This is a genomic window from Paenibacillus sp. J31P190 (assembly GCF_059692075.1).
The window spans coordinates 265,106-282,389 of the sequence record NZ_JCAUAS010000004.1 but is presented as its reverse complement, the minus strand read 5'-3'; the positions used below and the strand labels follow the sequence as shown (position 1 = coordinate 282,389).

Genomic DNA, 17,284 nt, shown 5'->3' with positions numbered 1-17,284 from the left:
TGCTAGTCTTATTATAGCATCATACTTAAATACAAAGTCAGTGTTCGTCGAGCATTCGAATAGAAATAAATAAGAAAGCTAGTTCTTCTGTTGTTCGAAGAACTAGCTCTCTTAATATATAGGAATAACCTTAATCAAATATAGAATTAAGCATATAAATCGTTAGGGATTTAACCTTAACGCTCCCATCTTTCGCATACAGTTTTATGCCTGTTGACGAGGATAATGGGAAAATCTGATCCGTCATGACGAGTTTCCCGTCATTCGCAAAAGCTTCGACGGACGATCTGTCCACGAAAATATGCAGTTTAACGTTTCCAGTCTCCGCTTTTAATAAAGCGCTGTGCTTGCATGCAAAATCGCTATGAAAATCAATAGCTCCAGAACGACTGCGATCAATAAACAGCTGTTGCTCATGAGTGCTATATCCAACGATTGTTTCCTCTGATTCGGAGGCTCTTAGCTTCAAACCAAATTCTAACTCATCATCAAACTCAAATTCAGCGATGATTTCAAGCAAATCGCCATGAGTTATCGTTAATTCTGAATTGCTCAGCTCAAAGGCTGCCCAACTCTGTTCACTCCGCCTTTGAGCCTGGAACTCACGAATAGGCTTTTGAAGGAGCCGAACTCCCTCCAATTCCGCCGTAAGTGTTAGCTCTCTAGGAAGCGTCATCGCTCCTCTCCAATTGAAGGTTGGAATCACATTGGCATATTTCCAATTGTTCATCCATCCGATAAACAGGCGTCTTCCCTGCTGTTCAGGCACGTCTGACCACGTGACGCCCGCGTAGTTATCTCTCCCGTGATCCAGCCAAAGAAGTGGAGCCGGAGATTCTTCTGGGACAAAAGTATCCCCATTGAAAGAACCAATGAAATACTGCGTGCGTGATCCTTCCACAAAGTTGGCATCTTCTCCAATGCTAACAATAAGCACCCATCTCTTGTTGATGGTATCGCCATCTACAGGCAGTTCGAATAAATCTGGACATTCCCAAACGCCGTCATGCGAGCCTTGTCCTAACCCAAATTCACCCGAATAGGTCCAATCTTTCAAATTCGGTGATTTGTAAAATCGGACCTCGTCGCCCGCAGCAATGACCATCACCCAGCTTCGCTGAGGATTGTACCAGAATACTTTGGGATCACGAAAATCAGGCAGATCTTCTTCCGTTAGTACGGGGTTGTTTGCGTATTTTGTCCACGTCCGCCCTCGGTTCATGCTGTAAGCAAGACTTTGTCTTTGCCTTGTTAGATCAGTCCCCGGCTTCGTATCATGATGTGTGAAAATAGCAACTAGACCTGACTTACCGCCAAAAAAGCCGCTCGTATCGTGCTTATCTACCACTATGCTGCCTGAAAAAATAGCACCGTGTTCATCAGGCGCAAGCGCTATGGGAAGATGCTCCCAGTGAACCAGATCCTGACTGACAGCGTGACCCCAATGCATAGGTCCCCAAACTGTACTTTCGGGGTGGTATTGATAGAAAAGATGATACTCCCCCTCATAAAATACCATCCCATTCGGGTCATTCATCCACTGATCTTTCGGTGTGAAATGAAGCTGCGGCCGGAATTTGGTTTGATTGTTAGCTGTTATCATGATGCTTCGTCACCTTTCGTATCTCTTCTAGGCTCGGCATCGCCGGTATAGCCCCTCTTCGGGTTGTCGCTAAGGCACCTGCTGCATTGGCAAAGCTGATCATCCTTCGAATTTCAGTTTCACTCATTGTGTGAATGGCTTGATTAGAATCCATCCAACTGTTAAGGAAACCTCCAAAGAACGCATCCCCCGCACCTGTAGCGTCTATGGCATCTACTGTATGACCACTAACGCTCCCCGTTACTTGACCGAATCGGTAAAAAGCACCTTTTTCAGCCAGCGTAATTAAAATGATAGAAGGGCCAAAGGTTTCATATAGCATGCGTGATCCCTCTTCAAGATTCGCAGCACCCGTTAGGAAAATGAGTTCTTCTTCGGATATTTTCACGATGTCAGCATGCGCCAAGCCATATTCCATCATACGTTTGGCATGCTCCAAATCGTCCCAAAGCGGAATTCGCAAATTGGGATCAAACGATACCGTGCAGCCATTTTCTTTGGCGAACAGGAGGGCTTTCCTTGTCGCGGAGGCCGATGGCTCATTCGTCATGGACAACGAGCCAAAGTGAAATAACTTCGACTGCGCGATCATATCGAGGAGCACCTCATTTTCCGTCAGCAAGGTGTCAGCTCCAGGCTTACGATAAAAGCTAAAGGAGCGGTCGCCACTCGCATCCAATTGAACAAATGCCAGCGTCGTATTTGCTTCGCTGCTCATCACTACGCCCTGCGTATCCATGCCGCACTCTCTCAACGTATCCACTAGATAATGACCATGAATATCCGATCCAACCTTGCTGATGAAGCCAGTCCGCTTGCCCCACTTGGCTAAGGCAGCCAGCACATTGGCAGGCGCGCCTCCAGGATTGCGTTCAAATAAAGCATAACCTAACTCTGAGTTTCCAGCTGGTGTGAAGTCGATTAACACTTCACCTAATGCAACGATATCATACATCGCTCTCTCTACCTCCCGATATTGTTCATCCACTTTTTCTCTACATCGACACCTGAAATGCCGGTTTAATCTCCCATATTCGCATGGAGGTGATTCGAATGTCTCGATCCCCGTGCAAAAGCAACCCTAGTGCGTCTAGTCTAGATGGGTAGGCGCGTGTTGTTAAGCTTTTTAGCCCGTTGGCGTAGACCTCGATCAATGAACGATCTACGAACACCCGCAATTGCAGCGGTTCACCGTGAAGCTCAAGCAGCCCCTCTTGAATGCCAGTCGTTCGTTCACGCGTATCTAACGTCGTTTTATTTCGATTCACGCCAAGCCGCTCTCGATCTTGATCATAGAAGAGAACGGTCTCCTCTTCTCCATCTGGTGATCGTCTTAACGTGATTCCATATTGGTGCTCTGCTACTGAACCAAATGTTAGCTCTATCTCAAACGTATCACTCCGAATGTGCTGCAAGCTCTCATTCGCTTCCTCCAAACTAAGATCCCGTACGTTCAGAAGCTCTATCCCCCGGAGTTGATGCATTTCCTCAATGGGTTCGATCCCAAGCAGCCCATCCTCTCTTAGAGTCAAGCTGATCGGCATGCCAGCGCCGTGCGACCACCCGCAATCGTAATCGATTTCAGGTGTACGTTCACCCTGTGCAATCGTAAATAGAAGCGTTCTTCCTGTTACGGGATCCACCATGCCGCTCGGACCGGTGAAATGGAAATCACCTACATCGATGAGTCCCGGCTCTTCATGATCCGGAATGAACTGGTAACGCGCATTATCCCATGCGCCTATCCAATAATTCACTTCTACTTTAGCCTCAGGCCCCCATGGGCTAATCAGCAAAATATGTTTGCCTGTTTCCTCACCATTACGCTTTAACGGCAGCAGTACTGGCAGCTCCCATACAACGCCAAGGTAAGGATATTTCTCATAATTACTTACGTACAGTGGGCCTTCGCACGTCCAGTTGGTCAAGTTTGCAGAGCGGTAGACCATCGCGGTTCCGCCTTGTCCCTCTATCCCCGTGCCGACGAGCATGATCCATTCTTCATTCTCTTTCCATACAAAGGGATCACGGAATTCACCAAAGTATCCAACGCCAGGATCCTGAACCACGATGGGCTCGGGATGCTTCACCCAAGTCTTCAAATCTAAGTCTCCATCCCGCTGATAAGTCGTTCGAGCCAGACCCACCGATTGATTGGGAGAACATGCGTTATTCCCTGCTGTATAAAATAAGGCCGGATAACCGTGTTCATCATAAGCTGCACTTCCTGACCAGATGCCATCCGGATCAAGGCCGGGCTCCGGCGCCAAAGCTGCCGGAAGGTCCCGCCAATGAACTAAATCTTCACTCACCCAATGTCCCCAATGAATGTAATGCCAGAATGGGCCGTTTGGGTTGAATTGGTAGAACAAATGGTAGTGTCCATTGAAATAAATCGGCGCATGCGGTTCGTTCATCCAATGCCCCGGCGAAGTTAAATGATACACCGGACGATGCCGATCCTGAACAAAGTTAGCTCTAGGTATGGCCAGATCTTCGTAAGGAATAGCGGGTGCAGCTCCGCCGTGTTCGATTAAATATTCCCGGTAAGATCTCGCGATGTCATCCTCAGACATCGCGAGATCATATAGACAAAGTTCATCCATCAAACCGTCGAACATATTCATCGTGAAGGCTTCTGCCAAAATAACACCCTTGTTATTGCGCCCGATTATCAAATCTTCCTGACTAGGAGTAATCAAAGTATTCTCCTGCCCATGGTGCTTTACTGCAACCATATATCCGTTCAAATACAGCTTCAACTGTCCGGTTAACGCTTCGTAAGTAGCGGCGACGAAGGACCATTCTCCCTTAGGGAGTGGATGATTATAGCACCAAACCTCTACCCATTGATCGCCAAGCGCAAGCTGGAGTGACCATGATCCATGTCGAGATAAACCGAAGACATAACCCTCGCAGCGTTCTCTGTCATGTTGATTGACGATGGCGGCGAGCCGCTGCTCATCTCCGAAGTCATAGCTGCGCGGAGCAATCCAAGCGGTAATCGTCAACGATCTCGACAACTTAGGACTCTTGTCTACTGTGCGCTGCAGCCATGTTGAATAACCATCAAACAACAGCGCACTTCCACGGATCCCATTCCGCCAAACCGGATCTTGCGGCGGCTGATACCGACCTTTCGTAAGGGCATATTGAATTGAATCCCCACTACCCGAATACGGATCATGCGCTATGCGCCCCTGCCCCTCATCGAAGGACCAATAGGCAATAGGTTCCATGCTCGATACCTCCTGTTATCCCGTTACTTGGCCGCTTTATTGTAACGGTCCAATGCATCCTGATAGATTTTCAATAAGTCATCTAATCCCATTTTCTTCAGTGTCGCTAAATAAGTATCCCATTCCTTCTCAACGCCGCCTTCCATCAACCATTTGGAGCGTTTTTCATTGGTCAGCTTGGCAATATCGGGTTTGATTTTACTGATTTTATCCAACTCTTCCGGTGTAAAGAAAATGCTCGGGTAATTCTCTTTTTCCATTTGCGGAACAAAAGTATCTTTAATCCGATTCATTCTTTCCAAGGCACGTGGTTCAGGAGCGACGAGATTTTGGAAATCCTCCGCCAAGATGACACCGGTCATGTTCGGTGCTACTTTTTGACGGAATTCGCCTGCTGCTACGCCTGCATCAAGCGGTTTCTGCACCAGTTTGCCTTCTTTTTCATCGAATACGACGCCAATCGGTCCCCAATGAAGCTGAGCGGCCATCTTTGGCTCATATTGCAAATCTAGCCATCTGGCTGTGATTTCTGGATTTTTGTTCACTTTCGTAATGACAGGACCCCCGCGACTCCAAGGAGAGCCATTGTTGTATTTCACGACCATGTCCTTGAAGGGCGGTACAAGTGCATAATCCTTGGAGCGATCTGGTCCAACAATTTCCGTCTCTTCCCACCAGAGGTAGGAACCTAGCGTAACATCCTTCGTTTTTCCCTTTGCAAAGTAGGGTGCCGGATTATTATTGAAAGTAAATGAATCCTTATCTACGAGGCCCTCTTCGACCCATTTGTGGAAATACGCGACTGCCTCTTTATATTTCGGATCAATTGCGGCGTAATTCACCTTGCCATCTTTCACATTCAAGTGCTCGATAAACGAGTTATCGCCAGGCTGATACGTTTTGTCTGGGACGCCGAAAGCTCCGAACAAGTAACCAATATCTCCGGTCCAGAAGGTATTCATGAAGGACATCGGTACTTCATCGGCCTTGCCGTTCCCATTAGGGTCTTTCGTTTTAAAAGCGGTAAGCACATTATGCAACTCTTCAATGGTCGTAGGCATTTTCAAACTCAACTTATCCAGCCAAGCTTTGTTCAAGAAGAGAAAATCCGGATTCGAGCCGATGCCGGCCTGCCCTTTACCTAACTCTTCCGCTACAGGAAGCGAATAAATTTTCCCGTCAGGCGCGGTAACGAACGCTTTCAGCTCCGGTCTTTTTTCAAACAGCTTCTTCACGTTAGGCATATACTTATCGATGAGGTCATTCAGAGGGATGATCGTACCGTCTTTGCTGTATTTCACCAAATCGTTATCCGTGAAGCGAGCACCATAGAAGACATCCGGTAAGTTGGAGCTAGCTAGCAGGATGTTCTTCTTATCGTTATAGTTCGCTTCTGGCACATTATCCCAATCTATATGTACATTTGTCTGTTCTTCTAGACGTTTAAATATTTCCATTTCGCCATAATTAGGCGCAAGCGGTGCTTTGGGCGATACCATTTTCAGCGTAACTTTATCCTTTACAATCGGGTAACCGCTTTCGTTGAAGCTTTTGGAGGATGCTTTCTCGCTGTTTTGCGGGGATGCAGATGCGGCATCTTTCGCTGCCGGTGCTTTGTCACTGCATGCTGCCAATACCAAACTTAAGCTCATCGTTACCATCGTTACTGTCGTTAGTCTTTTTTTCATTTGTCGATACCCTCCTCTTTGTATGTAGCCCATTACGATTTATGCCTGATCCTTGGATGCACACTTTTGATATCGCCGAAAGCCCCACCACCACCTTTCATATTTACCTTCCGTTTTCTAACCTTTTACAGATCCAATCAGAACACCTTTAACGAAATAACGTTGTAAAAATGGATATAAAATGAGAAGTGGTGCCGCCGCAATGAGGATGACCCCATATTTGATCAACTCAGAGACCCTTTGTTTAGCTAAAAGAGAGTCAATATCCGATACCATGTCGCCGATAGGCTGGCTCTGGATCAAAATATTACGGAGGACCAGCTGCAGCGGATACAGCTTTTCATTTTCCAAATAAATTAACGCATCGAAGAATCCGTTCCACTGGCGAACAACTGCAAACAGCACAAGCACCGCAATGATGGGTTTGGATAATGGAATGACAACACTCCATAGAAAGCGCGTATTTCTGCAGCCATCCATGAAAGCCGCTTCTCGGAGCTCATCGGGTATTGCTGACTGGAAGAACGTCCGGGCAATAATAATCCCAAAAGCATCAACTGCTGATGGCAGGATGACCGACCAAATCGTATTCACCATGCCCAGACTTTTGACCAATAAGTACGTTGGAATTAAGCCGCCGGAGAAAAACATCGTAAACACGAAGAACAGCATAAACACATTGCGTCCATAAAAATCCTTACGAGAAAGCGGATAGGCAGCTCCGATCGTTAAAGTAACACTGATTAGGGCACTTGCAGCCGCGTAAAGGATCGAATTTCCATAACCAGACCAGATCTGAGGATCTGATAAAATTCTCCTATAACCTTCGAGTGTAATTCCTTTGGGCCATAGCCAAACATTGCCGGCATAGATTTGATCTGGCTCGCTGATGGAAGCAATAACGACGAAATAAAGAGGATACAGAATCAACAATGCAAAGCCGCTCAACACTAGGATATTTAGAGCGTCGAACCATTTATCAGCGGTACTCTTAGCTGTAATCATTGGGCGAATACCTCCTCTCTATTAAAATAGGCCGCTGCCATTTATTTTTTTGACGATGCGATTAACGGATAGCAATAGAACGAAATTGATCAGGGAGTTGAACAAACCTACTGCTGCAGAGAAGCTGTATTCCGCTCGCTGCAAGCCGATTTTGTACACGTACGTAGCGATAATCTCAGACGAACTGGCATTCAGGTCATTTTGCATGAGAAAAGCTTTTTCAAAGCCAACATTCATGAGGTTCCCAATCGCCAATATGAACAAAATGAGAATCGTCGGCTGGATGCCAGGAATATCGATATGCCAGATCCGATGCCACTTCGTAGCTCCATCGACAACCGCCGCCTCGTGAAGATGCGGATCGATACCGGCTAACGCCGCTAAATAAATAACGGAGGCGAATCCTGTTTCTTGCCATACACCGGAGAACACATAGAGGCTTTTGAACCATTCTGCCTTCGATAAAAAGTAGATCGGCTCGCCTCCAAAAAGTTGAACGATGTGATTGATTAGTCCACTTCCCGGCGATAAGAACACATACAACATACCAACGAGGACGACTGTTGAGATGAAATACGGAGCATAAATGACAGTCTGGATAAATCGTTTGTACCTTTCATGGAGCAGCTGATTGAGCATCAACGCGATGAGGATCGGCACAGGAAAAGAAACCACTAAAGAGAAAACACTAAGTCCTAACGTATTCTGAATGACGGTCCAAAAGTTGAAAGAATCGAAGAACCGCTGAAAATGCTCCATGCCTACCCAAGGACTACCCCAGAAACCTTTGGAAGCGATAAAATCCTTAAATGCGATTTGAACCCCATACATAGGCCAATATTTAAAAATGATAAAATAGATCACGGTTGGCAAAATGAGAAGATATAACTCATAGTTGGTTCTGATCTGTTTAAGTGGCTCCCTGAATTTGTTCATTAGTTGTGATGCAGCCCCTTTCTTTTTCTGGAAATCGTTTACGTAAACGTTTTTCTGATGTTTAAAAAAAAGCTGGAACAGCTTTTTAACAGGAATCTCGCAGAATTAGCGAGGTTGGCAGTCTATATTCTTCACTTATTGTGCTTGGCTTCTCGATCCGTTCTAACATGATCTCTGCTGCTTTCACACCGATCTCGTAAGAAGGCTGCCGGATGACCGACAAAGGCGGACACGTAATTTGTGTCCAATCATAATCGTCAAAACCAATAATAGCCAGCTCGGCTGGAATTTGAATCCGTCGTTCTTGTATGTATTTCATCGCGCCCATTGTCAATACGTTATTGGCAATAAACAGAGCAGTAATCTTCTGCTCGCTAAGCAGCGCCTTAACGCTTTCGTATCCGCTCTCAAAGTTAGATTCCGCCATCCTCACAATGGACGAATCAAACGGAATATCGTGATCTACTAATGCTTTTTTGTACCCATCATAGCGCTCATTGCTCGTTGTAATACCGAGTTCTCCGGTTAACAGCCCAATTCGGCGATGACCTTTCAGGATGAGCGTTTTTACTGCTTCGTAAGCGCCTCCAATTCCGTCGGCCAACACACAATCCCCGTTATAACCTGTCGGATTGCGATCGATGAACACGACAGGATAATTAGAACGCACGATATCGTTTAAATAACTGACATCTTCAGCGATTGAAGCAATAAATAAGCCGTCAATTAACTTGGAATTAAACAATTTAATTTGTTCTTTTTCATCTTCAATTTGTTCCGTTGTATTGTTGCTCAGCAGCAAATGATAGCCGTGCTGCTTCAATGTGTACTGAATACCTTGTGCTACCATCATAAAGAAGAAATTAGAGGTATCTGATGGGAGAACTGGCACGATGAGGCCAATTGTATTAGACTTCTGACTGCGCAAGCTCCTGGCTGCCGAATTTGGGCGGTAGTCGAGTTCTTCCATCGCTTCATAAACTTTGCGCTTAACTTCTTCTGACACATAACGGGTGTTATTAATTACATGTGATACTGATGCTATCGAAACGCCCGCTTGCTCGGCTACCTGCTTAATACCCGACCGCATAACATTCGACCCTCTTCTCTCAAGAAAACGTTTACGTAACCGTTTTCTTTTATTATATTGCTGAAATCTTTGCGTTGTCAATGGCTTTTTTTGTTAGAAAAAAAACCCAAAATCCCCCTTTGAGGGAATTTTGGGTTTTCGTTTACTATCCTTAGTACACCTTTTTCCACTCCGCAATGTTGGAAGCTTCAAATTTGAACGGATCTCCAAGCATGATTTGGGTACCGTCGCCATCTTTCACGATTTGTTTATCGCCGAGTCTACCCGCTTTGAATTTCTCGCCCTCTTTACCCGTTAACGTACCTTTCACTAACGCGTCAGCGGTATAACCAGCTAAATATCCAACATCAATCGGATTCCAGAGGTACATCCATTTAATATTTTATTGCTCCGAATTTCTAGTTGCACCCCTTTTAAATAATGTATTCCAATGAATTTAGTCTGAATTTATGATATTCTAAGCTTATCACCGCTGGAGCCAAGGTTCCTTCGATGAAATGATGTTCTAAAGGAGATCAACGTATGACAAATCAGAATAGCCCTGCTAGCTCCGTTTCGGCACATTCCTTATTCGAGCCTTTCCGTGCGGAACATTTGGCATTGGCTAACCGAATCGTAATGGCCCCCATGACACGTGGATTCTCGCCTGGGGGGGTTCCGGGACAAAACGTTGCGGATTATTATCGCCGTCGGGCTGAGCACGGTGTCGGTCTCATTGTGACAGAAGGAACGCTCATCAACCATCCGGCTGCTGGTGCAAGCCCGAACTGGCCGAATTTTCACGGCGAAGCTGCCTTGCAAGGTTGGGCAAGAGTAGCAGCCGGCGTACACGAGGCAGGAGGTAAAATCATTCCGCAACTTTGGCAAGTAGGGACGGCACGCAAGGTTGGAAGCGAACCGAATCCTGAGGTGCTTCCCGTAGGCCCGTCCGGACTCGATTTGGCGGGAGAGAAGGTATCTGAACCGCTAACCATAGAAGAAATTGGCGAGCTTGTCGCTGCCTACGCGCAAGCTGCTGCCGATGCCAAACGAATCGGATTTGACGGCATCGAGCTGCATGGCGCACACGGTTACTTAATTGACCAATTCTTCTGGGAGAAAACGAATCAGCGTACTGACCACTACGGTGGAAGCTTGGTTGCCCGCACCCGATTCGCAGTTGAAGTCATCGAGGCTTGCCGGCGTGCAGTCGGCCCCGAATTTCCTATCGTGTTCAGATTCTCCCAATGGAAGAGTTCTGATTATGAAGCCAAGTTAGCGAACACACCGGAGGAACTTGCGCAATTCTTGGCTCCATTGGTTAATGCCGGTGTCGATGTGTTCCATTGCTCTACCCGACGATTCTGGGAACCTGAATTTGAAGGCTCCTCTCTGAACCTTGCCGGCTGGACTAAGAAGCTGACAGGCAAACCGACCATCACCGTTGGCTCCGTCGGATTGGATGTTGAATTCACAAAGCTATTCCATGAAGGCACAGGAGCGAATGCTGTGCATCTTGGGAATCTGTTGGAACGATTGGAACAAGGCGAATTTGACTTGGTCGCTGTCGGCCGCGCTTTGCTGCATGATCCCGAATGGGTCAACAAGATTCGCGATGGCCGCATGAATGAACTTCTGCCCTTCACTCCTGAATCAACCAAAACACTCTATTAATTACGAGTGTCCTAGAGTGGCTCCTATTTTCAATGGGAGTCATTTTTTATGTTCATTGGTGAATTTCACAAAACATCCTCAACCAGGCAGCCTCTGGTCAACTCGCTTAGATTCAACAACCTTCATCGTCAAGGCAGCTCCAAGCAATGTAACACCAGTAATGAGAAAGACGAATTGGATACCAATCCATCCACCAAGTACACCGCCAAGCAAAGGACCAACCACAATCCCGAACTGACTCGACGATTGGTTCAGGCTGACAGCCCTTCCTCGGAAATCAGCCTCTGTATATTGGACGATGAGCGCATTCAACGCTGGGTAAACGGCTGCAAAAAACAGTCCATAACTGAAACGCAGGATGCCAAAACCGACAAGGTGATGAACACCGAGCTGCAGCAGATTGCCTATACCCCCGCCTAGTAACCCTATGAAAAGTATTTTGTCATAACCGATTCGCCCGCCAATGATCCCCCAGCGGGGACCCATAATGACCGTGGCAATGCCTACTGCAGAGAAAACTATGCCCGAGCTGAGCGAAGCGTTGTTTATACTGCCACCGATTTGCCCCACATAGATCGTCAGCAGCGGTTCCAAAATCATCACCGAAGTTGAGACTAGTAAAGTTAGCCCAAATATCCGCATCAATCTTGTGTTGCCGGCAGCTAGTTTAAGATCCTTTATGACATTGGTACGAGCCCCATTATGCCGCTCGTGAACCTCTTTAACACCCACTAGGACGATGAAAGCGGAAACTAGCGTAATGAGGCCCGATGCCACGAAACACGCCCGCAAACCCATCCAATGACTAAGAACACCTCCCGCGAGCGGTCCAAGAATTCCCCCGGCCGCAGACGCCGTTAATATGACCCCCAGTGCGTAACCGACGTGCTTCTCCGGTGTATTCGTGCCAACTAAAGCGATGGAAGCAGGACTAAAGCCTGCCATAAGTCCTTGAAAAATCCGAACAAGAATGAAAGTAAAAGGATCATGAACAAAAAAGTTAGCGAAATGTGCCAAACTCAAACCTATGCCTGAGCGAACAAGCATAGGCTTCCGGCCATATTTATCGGCGAGTGATCCCCAAAAAGGAGCACACAAACCACTGATCAGAAAGCTGATCGAAATGGAGACACCCGACCAAGCTTCCAACCCGCTTTGAATCCCTAGGTCATTTTGCAAAAAAATAGGAAAAAAAGGCACCGAAAGGGTAAACGCCATGTGGTTAAAAAATAAACCCAGCCATAACATATATAGATTGCGTTTCCAATTGCGCTCCATTTGCCACTCCCTTTTCCGGAAATAAAAAATAGCATGGATTCTATATCCATGCTTCCGGATGACCAGTCAGCTTTTTTATTCCGATTAATTCCATGTGTTTTATTTGTTTGATAAAATTACCACTATTCTAGATTATTGTCAACTCCCATCAGCGCTAGGCGCGTCGTCGTACGACTTAGCGCCTCAGAGGAAGGAGTTTATCATTTTTTGTCGAATTTTATAGCTACTATTATCTACTTCAGGAGAACATATGAAAAAGCAATTTAATAGCCCTAATATAGATCTTAAACCAAGTAATACTGCTGAAGCTTTCATTGCCTTACAGAATGAAAATGATTATCTCAAAAAAACCATTCTCGATATCGCGCAGGGTATTGAAGGTGAGGGCGCAGAAAGTTTTTTTATTCACTTGGTGCAATATTTAGCTCGCGTTTTAAAATGCTCCTATGCTTTCATTGCTGAAGTTGATCATCACTGTGCAAAAACAATCGCCATGTACAAGCAAGGAGAAATGATAGAGCAATTTGAATATAATCTTGAACATACCCCTTGTGAAAATGTTGTAAATGAAAAGCGTCTGTGCTGCTATCAAGATTGTGTGCAGCATTTATTTCCTTTGGACTCGGATTTGACCAAATTTGATATTCAAAGCTATTTGGGTATTCCCCTTTTACACGTCGATGGTACTGTAATTGGCATCCTTGTTGTGATGAATGATCAACCTCTTCATGACCGGTCTCTTGCAGAAACTATTATGAAAATTTTCTCGTTTAGGGCATCTGCTGAGCTAATACGATTGTTGGAAGAGAAAAAATTAAAAATAAGCGAGCAGAATTTACTAACTTTAATACATACTATGCCTGACATTGTTGTGTTTAAAGATGGAAAAGGTAGATGGATCGAAGCGAACAATACGGTTCTTCGACTATTTGAGTTAGATCAAGATACCTACAAAGGTAAAACGAACAGCGATTTCCAAAAAGCCAATGAATTTTACAGAGAGATATTCATTACATGTGAAGAAACGGATCAAGAAGCTTGGCAGGCACGAAAAGCAATCATTTTCGAGGAAGAAATTAAACGTTCCAATGGTGCAAGTATGATGGTTGAATATACCAAAGTGCCCGTTTTTGATCATAACGGAAACCGAGAATGGCTCATTGTTATTGGCCGCGACATTACGGATCGGAAATTAGTACAAGATAACTTATTAGGTCAAAATGATATATTGGAAATGATAGCAAAAGGAAAACCCATAACTGATATTTTGCATCGAATTATTGAATTAGTGGAACAACAAAGCGGAGCTATTTGTTCGATTCTTTTATTGGAAAACGAACGGTTGAAACATTATGCAGCACCAAACCTGCCTGAATCCTATATTCATGCGATAGATGGAGTGGAAATAGGACCAGCCGTAGGTTCATGCGGCACAGCCGCTTTCTACAATACCAAAATCATAGTTTCTGATATTGGGAATGATCCTCTATGGGATGATTTTCGCGAGATTGCATTCGTCCACGGGCTTAGAGCTTGTTGGTCCGTACCGATAACGGATAAAAAAAATCAGGTGCTTGGAACATTTGCCATGTATTACAAAACACCGCATTCTCCCCAAACCTATGAGCTTAAATTGATTGAACGAGCGGCATATCTTGTAAGTTTGGTGATTGAACGGGATAAAGCGGAAGCAACCATTCGTCACATGGCTTTTCATGATTCTTTAACAGAACTTCCGAATCGAAAATCATTCCAACATATGCTCGAAAAAGTCATTGTTGAAGCCAAAGAAAACGATCAAATCGTTTCCGTGCTTTATCTTGATTTAGACCATTTCAAAATGATCAACGATTCCATGGGGCACTCCTCAGGAGATGTTCTACTGCAGAATGTTTCTGACCGTTTGAAAAACATGATTATGAATAGAGGCGTTGTCTCACGTCAAGGCGGAGACGAATTCACTATCATGTTACCCAACACTTCCAAAGAGGAAACTGAAGTTATTGCTAAATCAATTATGGGTGCATTGACCATCCCCTTCCGCATTCAAGATCAAGATTTATATATCTCGACTAGTATCGGAATCAGCATGTTTCCTTTTGATGGGAGCACTTTTGAAACATTGATCAAACAGGCAGATATTGCGATGTATCAGGCGAAGAACCAGGGGGAAAATTTATACCAGTTTTATGTCAAAGAGAATGAGTATCCTGCCTCTGAACATGTAGAACTCTACAGAAATCTAAGAAAAGCATTAGACAACAATGAATTTGCACTTGTTTATCAACCGCAATATGATATAGCAACGAAAGAATTCATGGGTGTAGAAGCATTAATTCGGTGGAATCATCCAGAGAAGGGAATCGTCTCTCCCTTGCAATTTATTCCATTTGCCGAAGAAGTTGGACTTATTGTTCCAATCGGGAAATGGGTCTTGCATGAAGCCTGCAAACAGTGGTGTTTATGGATGGATCACAACCATTTTGGACGTACATTTAAAATGTCCGTCAATCTATCCTCGAGGCAGATGTACGAACCGGACTTAATTGAATTAATGACCAAGATTTTGAATGAAACAGGAATGGACCCTCATTTCTTGGAAATTGAAGTTACGGAAAGCATCACGATGAATCTGGACCGAGCAACGATGCTGCTTTCCAAACTGAAAGGCATTGGAGTAAGCATTTCCATTGATGATTTTGGTACGGGGTTTAGTTCATTGGCGTATTTGAAGAACTTCCCCATCGACCGCATTAAAATTGATCGAACATTTATTAAAGACCTTTCTAACGATATAAGCGATCAAAACATCGTGAAAACAATCATCGCTTTGGGTATAAATTTAAATCTAAAAGTAATCGCTGAAGGTGTCGAGTCTGAGGATCAGCTTAAACTTTTAAAGAACTATGGTTGTCATGAAGCGCAGGGATATTATTTGGGTCTTCCGATGTCTGCGGATAACATTGCTAAGATTATTTATTCAGAGTAGTATCTTTCAGTGAATTAGAAGTACCCCAGGACAACATGTCCTGGGGTACTTCCTTTATTAAACGCTCAATAATGCATGCCAAATGAATATGACAAACCAAATAACAAATAGACAATCCGTTACTAAAAAAGTTGTATTAATCGAAATGCTTTTCTTATGATTATTTCTCATACTCAAATGATCTTGCTTACATCTATCATTTGCATCATTTTCCAATAACCGTACCTTCAATTTGTTTAGATGATTGGATGCAGAAAGTAAAGCAGAGATTGAAACAACCGGCCATAAGAATAAAGCTATCAACAATACGGCTACTGCATTCATTAAATATTCATTTGGTAAAACAATCTTCCATTTAATGATTAGCATGGCTGCAAGATTAAAAGCAAGAATACCTAGGCCCAAATAACCTATTATTATTCCTTTTTTCTTATTTCTCATATCAATCTCCATATCGTTGCTTTCCCGCAATTTGGCTATCAGATTAAAGCGGGCTGCCTTAATCCGGATTTCTCAAAGCATTCTTGAACCGCCTGTCTCAACAGAATGCAGCCCCGCTCAAGCTCCTCCATCGATATAGTTAACGGGGGCATCAGCTTGATGACAGCATCTTGACGGCCCACCCTTTCCAAAATGAGTCCCAACTCATAACAGCGGCTGGCAATTTCTTTGGAAATGTTCACATAATTGCTCGCGGATACATCAACGCCCCATAGCAGACCCATTCCCCGAATTTGGATATCCCCGCTTATCGGAGCGATTTCCTCCTGCAAAAACCGACTTACAAAATGAGCTTTCTGATGAACCTCAGCCTCTAAATTGTATAATTCCCTGTACTCCAGTGCTGCAGTTGCACCGACAAACGCCAGTTGGTTGCCGCGGAAAGTCCCCGTATGCTCACCTGGATTCCAGACATCCAACTCAGGCTTTAACAAGGTAATGGCCATCGGAAGTCCATAGCCACTGATCGATTTAGACAATACGACAATATCTGGAACGATTCCCGCCCGTTCAAAGGAGAAAAACGGACCTGTTCGGCCGCAGCCAACTTGAATTTCATCGCAAATGAGCAAAATGTCATGACGGGTACACAGCTCGCGAAGACGCTGCATCCACTCAATCGGCGCTTCATTCAGGCCTCCCTCCGCTTGCACAGTTTCAAAGATGATGGCAGCCGGCTTGTCGATACCGGAATGGTCATCCGCCAGTATTTCATCAATATATTTGATCGTGTCAAATGTACTCATGTAACCGCATGGAAAAGGCATAAAGGAAACATTGTGTAAATCCGTACCCGCCGCCAATCTGTGGTACAGGTTGCTGGTTACCGATAAGCTGCCAAGGGACATGCCGTGAAAAGCGCCCATAAAGGAGAAAATACCCGAACGTCCTTTGACTTTGCGAGCCAGCTTTAACGCCGCTTCTACAGCATTCGTTCCGGTCGGTCCGCAAAATTGGACTTTATAATCAAGCTCTCTTGGCTTCAAAATGTGCTCTGAAAATGTATGCAGAAACGTCTCTTTCGCCGAAGTAAACATATCAAGGCCATGGGAGATGCCGTCTGAATCCAAATAATCGATCAGCTTACTTTTGATGTAATCATTGTTGTGACCGTAATTCAAAGCACCCGCGCCTGCAAAAAAGTCGATAAACGTTCTGCCGGACTCGGCGTACAGCGTAGAACCTTTTGCTTTCGTGAACACATCGGGAAAAGACCTACAGTAAGAACGTACATTCGATTCCATTTTTTCGAAAATAGACATGAACTCCACTCCTCTTATCTTTCGATTGATTTCATGAAAG

The 17,284-nt window shown here is 44.8% G+C and carries 13 protein-coding genes; 2 read left to right on the top strand and 11 right to left on the bottom strand.

Going from position 1 to position 17,284, the window contains the following annotated elements; genetic code table 11:
• Positions 1 to 130: 130 nt before the first annotated feature.
• The 8 genes from AC58U0_RS10890 to AC58U0_RS10855 all read right to left on the bottom strand — a co-directional run bounded on the left by AC58U0_RS10890 (position 131) and on the right by AC58U0_RS10855 (position 9,931).
• Complete coding sequence (locus AC58U0_RS10890) at positions 131 to 1,603, bottom strand: glycoside hydrolase family 32 protein (protein WP_497379021.1); 1,473 nt, start codon at positions 1,601 to 1,603, stop codon at positions 131 to 133.
• On the bottom strand, positions 1,590 to 2,558 hold the full coding sequence (locus AC58U0_RS10885) for a carbohydrate kinase family protein (protein WP_497379020.1): 969 nt from the start codon (positions 2,556 to 2,558) through the stop codon (positions 1,590 to 1,592). Before AC58U0_RS10885 ends, AC58U0_RS10890 begins: the two co-directional genes overlap by 14 nt.
• Positions 2,559 to 2,598: 40 nt before the next feature.
• The gene (locus tag AC58U0_RS10880) at positions 2,599 to 4,842 is read right to left on the bottom strand and encodes a GH32 C-terminal domain-containing protein (RefSeq protein WP_497379019.1); all 2,244 of its coding nucleotides are present in this window, start codon (positions 4,840 to 4,842) and stop codon (positions 2,599 to 2,601) included.
• A gap of 23 nt (positions 4,843 to 4,865) precedes the next feature.
• Positions 4,866 to 6,530 (bottom strand): type 2 periplasmic-binding domain-containing protein, encoded by a 1,665-nt coding sequence (locus tag AC58U0_RS10875; RefSeq protein WP_497379018.1) that lies wholly within the window; start codon positions 6,528 to 6,530, stop codon positions 4,866 to 4,868.
• 117 nt (positions 6,531 to 6,647) lie between these two features.
• Positions 6,648 to 7,544 (bottom strand): carbohydrate ABC transporter permease, encoded by an 897-nt coding sequence (locus tag AC58U0_RS10870; protein WP_497379171.1) that lies wholly within the window; start codon positions 7,542 to 7,544, stop codon positions 6,648 to 6,650.
• Positions 7,545 to 7,556: 12 nt separating this feature from the next.
• Positions 7,557 to 8,471 (bottom strand): ABC transporter permease, encoded by a 915-nt coding sequence (locus AC58U0_RS10865; RefSeq protein ID WP_497313745.1) that lies wholly within the window; start codon positions 8,469 to 8,471, stop codon positions 7,557 to 7,559.
• Between the two features lie 85 nt (positions 8,472 to 8,556).
• On the bottom strand, positions 8,557 to 9,561 hold the full coding sequence (locus tag AC58U0_RS10860) for a LacI family DNA-binding transcriptional regulator (RefSeq protein WP_497379017.1): 1,005 nt from the start codon (positions 9,559 to 9,561) through the stop codon (positions 8,557 to 8,559).
• A 151-nt stretch (positions 9,562 to 9,712) separates the two neighbouring features.
• Positions 9,713 to 9,931, bottom strand: coding sequence for a hypothetical protein (locus AC58U0_RS10855; protein WP_497379016.1), 219 nt, complete (start codon positions 9,929 to 9,931; stop codon positions 9,713 to 9,715).
• A gap of 152 nt (positions 9,932 to 10,083) precedes the next feature.
• On the opposite strand from AC58U0_RS10855, the gene AC58U0_RS10850 reads away from it, so the two are divergent.
• On the top strand, positions 10,084 to 11,214 hold the full coding sequence (locus tag AC58U0_RS10850) for an NADH:flavin oxidoreductase (RefSeq protein ID WP_497379015.1): 1,131 nt from the start codon (positions 10,084 to 10,086) through the stop codon (positions 11,212 to 11,214).
• A gap of 78 nt (positions 11,215 to 11,292) precedes the next feature.
• Here AC58U0_RS10850 and AC58U0_RS10845 read toward each other — a convergent pair whose 3' ends face one another.
• The gene (locus AC58U0_RS10845; protein ID WP_497379014.1) at positions 11,293 to 12,492 is read right to left on the bottom strand and encodes an MFS transporter; all 1,200 of its coding nucleotides are present in this window, start codon (positions 12,490 to 12,492) and stop codon (positions 11,293 to 11,295) included.
• Positions 12,493 to 12,742: 250 nt separating this feature from the next.
• Between AC58U0_RS10845 and AC58U0_RS10840 the strand changes: the two genes are divergently transcribed.
• Entirely contained in the window at positions 12,743 to 15,481 is a 2,739-nt protein-coding gene (locus AC58U0_RS10840) for a bifunctional diguanylate cyclase/phosphodiesterase (RefSeq protein ID WP_497379013.1), read from the top strand.
• Positions 15,482 to 15,538: 57 nt separating this feature from the next.
• Here AC58U0_RS10840 and AC58U0_RS10835 read toward each other — a convergent pair whose 3' ends face one another.
• Together AC58U0_RS10835 and ectB are read right to left on the bottom strand one after the other, a co-directional pair.
• The gene (locus AC58U0_RS10835; protein WP_497379012.1) at positions 15,539 to 15,934 is read right to left on the bottom strand and encodes a hypothetical protein; all 396 of its coding nucleotides are present in this window, start codon (positions 15,932 to 15,934) and stop codon (positions 15,539 to 15,541) included.
• Between the two features lie 26 nt (positions 15,935 to 15,960).
• Positions 15,961 to 17,244: a diaminobutyrate--2-oxoglutarate transaminase gene (gene ectB, locus AC58U0_RS10830; RefSeq protein WP_497379011.1), complete on the bottom strand. Its 1,284-nt coding sequence runs from the start codon at positions 17,242 to 17,244 to the stop codon at positions 15,961 to 15,963.
• Between the last annotated feature and the right edge of the window lie 40 nt (positions 17,245 to 17,284).

Coding starts and splice junctions, on each gene's coding strand:
- AC58U0_RS10890 (WP_497379021.1), bottom strand. CDS start 1,603: ATGATAACAGCTAACAATCAAACCAAATTCCGGCCGCAGCTTCATTTC.
- AC58U0_RS10885 (WP_497379020.1), bottom strand. CDS start 2,558: ATGTATGATATCGTTGCATTAGGTGAAGTGTTAATCGACTTCACACCA.
- AC58U0_RS10880 (WP_497379019.1), bottom strand. CDS start 4,842: ATGGAACCTATTGCCTATTGGTCCTTCGATGAGGGGCAGGGGCGCATA.
- AC58U0_RS10875 (WP_497379018.1), bottom strand. CDS start 6,530: ATGAAAAAAAGACTAACGACAGTAACGATGGTAACGATGAGCTTAAGT.
- AC58U0_RS10865 (WP_497313745.1), bottom strand. CDS start 8,471: ATGAACAAATTCAGGGAGCCACTTAAACAGATCAGAACCAACTATGAG.
- AC58U0_RS10860 (WP_497379017.1), bottom strand. CDS start 9,561: ATGCGGTCGGGTATTAAGCAGGTAGCCGAGCAAGCGGGCGTTTCGATA.
- AC58U0_RS10855 (WP_497379016.1), bottom strand. CDS start 9,931: ATGTACCTCTGGAATCCGATTGATGTTGGATATTTAGCTGGTTATACC.
- AC58U0_RS10850 (WP_497379015.1), top strand. CDS start 10,084: ATGACAAATCAGAATAGCCCTGCTAGCTCCGTTTCGGCACATTCCTTA.
- AC58U0_RS10845 (WP_497379014.1), bottom strand. CDS start 12,492: ATGGAGCGCAATTGGAAACGCAATCTATATATGTTATGGCTGGGTTTA.
- AC58U0_RS10840 (WP_497379013.1), top strand. CDS start 12,743: ATGAAAAAGCAATTTAATAGCCCTAATATAGATCTTAAACCAAGTAAT.
- AC58U0_RS10835 (WP_497379012.1), bottom strand. CDS start 15,934: ATGGAGATTGATATGAGAAATAAGAAAAAAGGAATAATAATAGGTTAT.
- ectB (WP_497379011.1), bottom strand. CDS start 17,244: ATGTCTATTTTCGAAAAAATGGAATCGAATGTACGTTCTTACTGTAGG.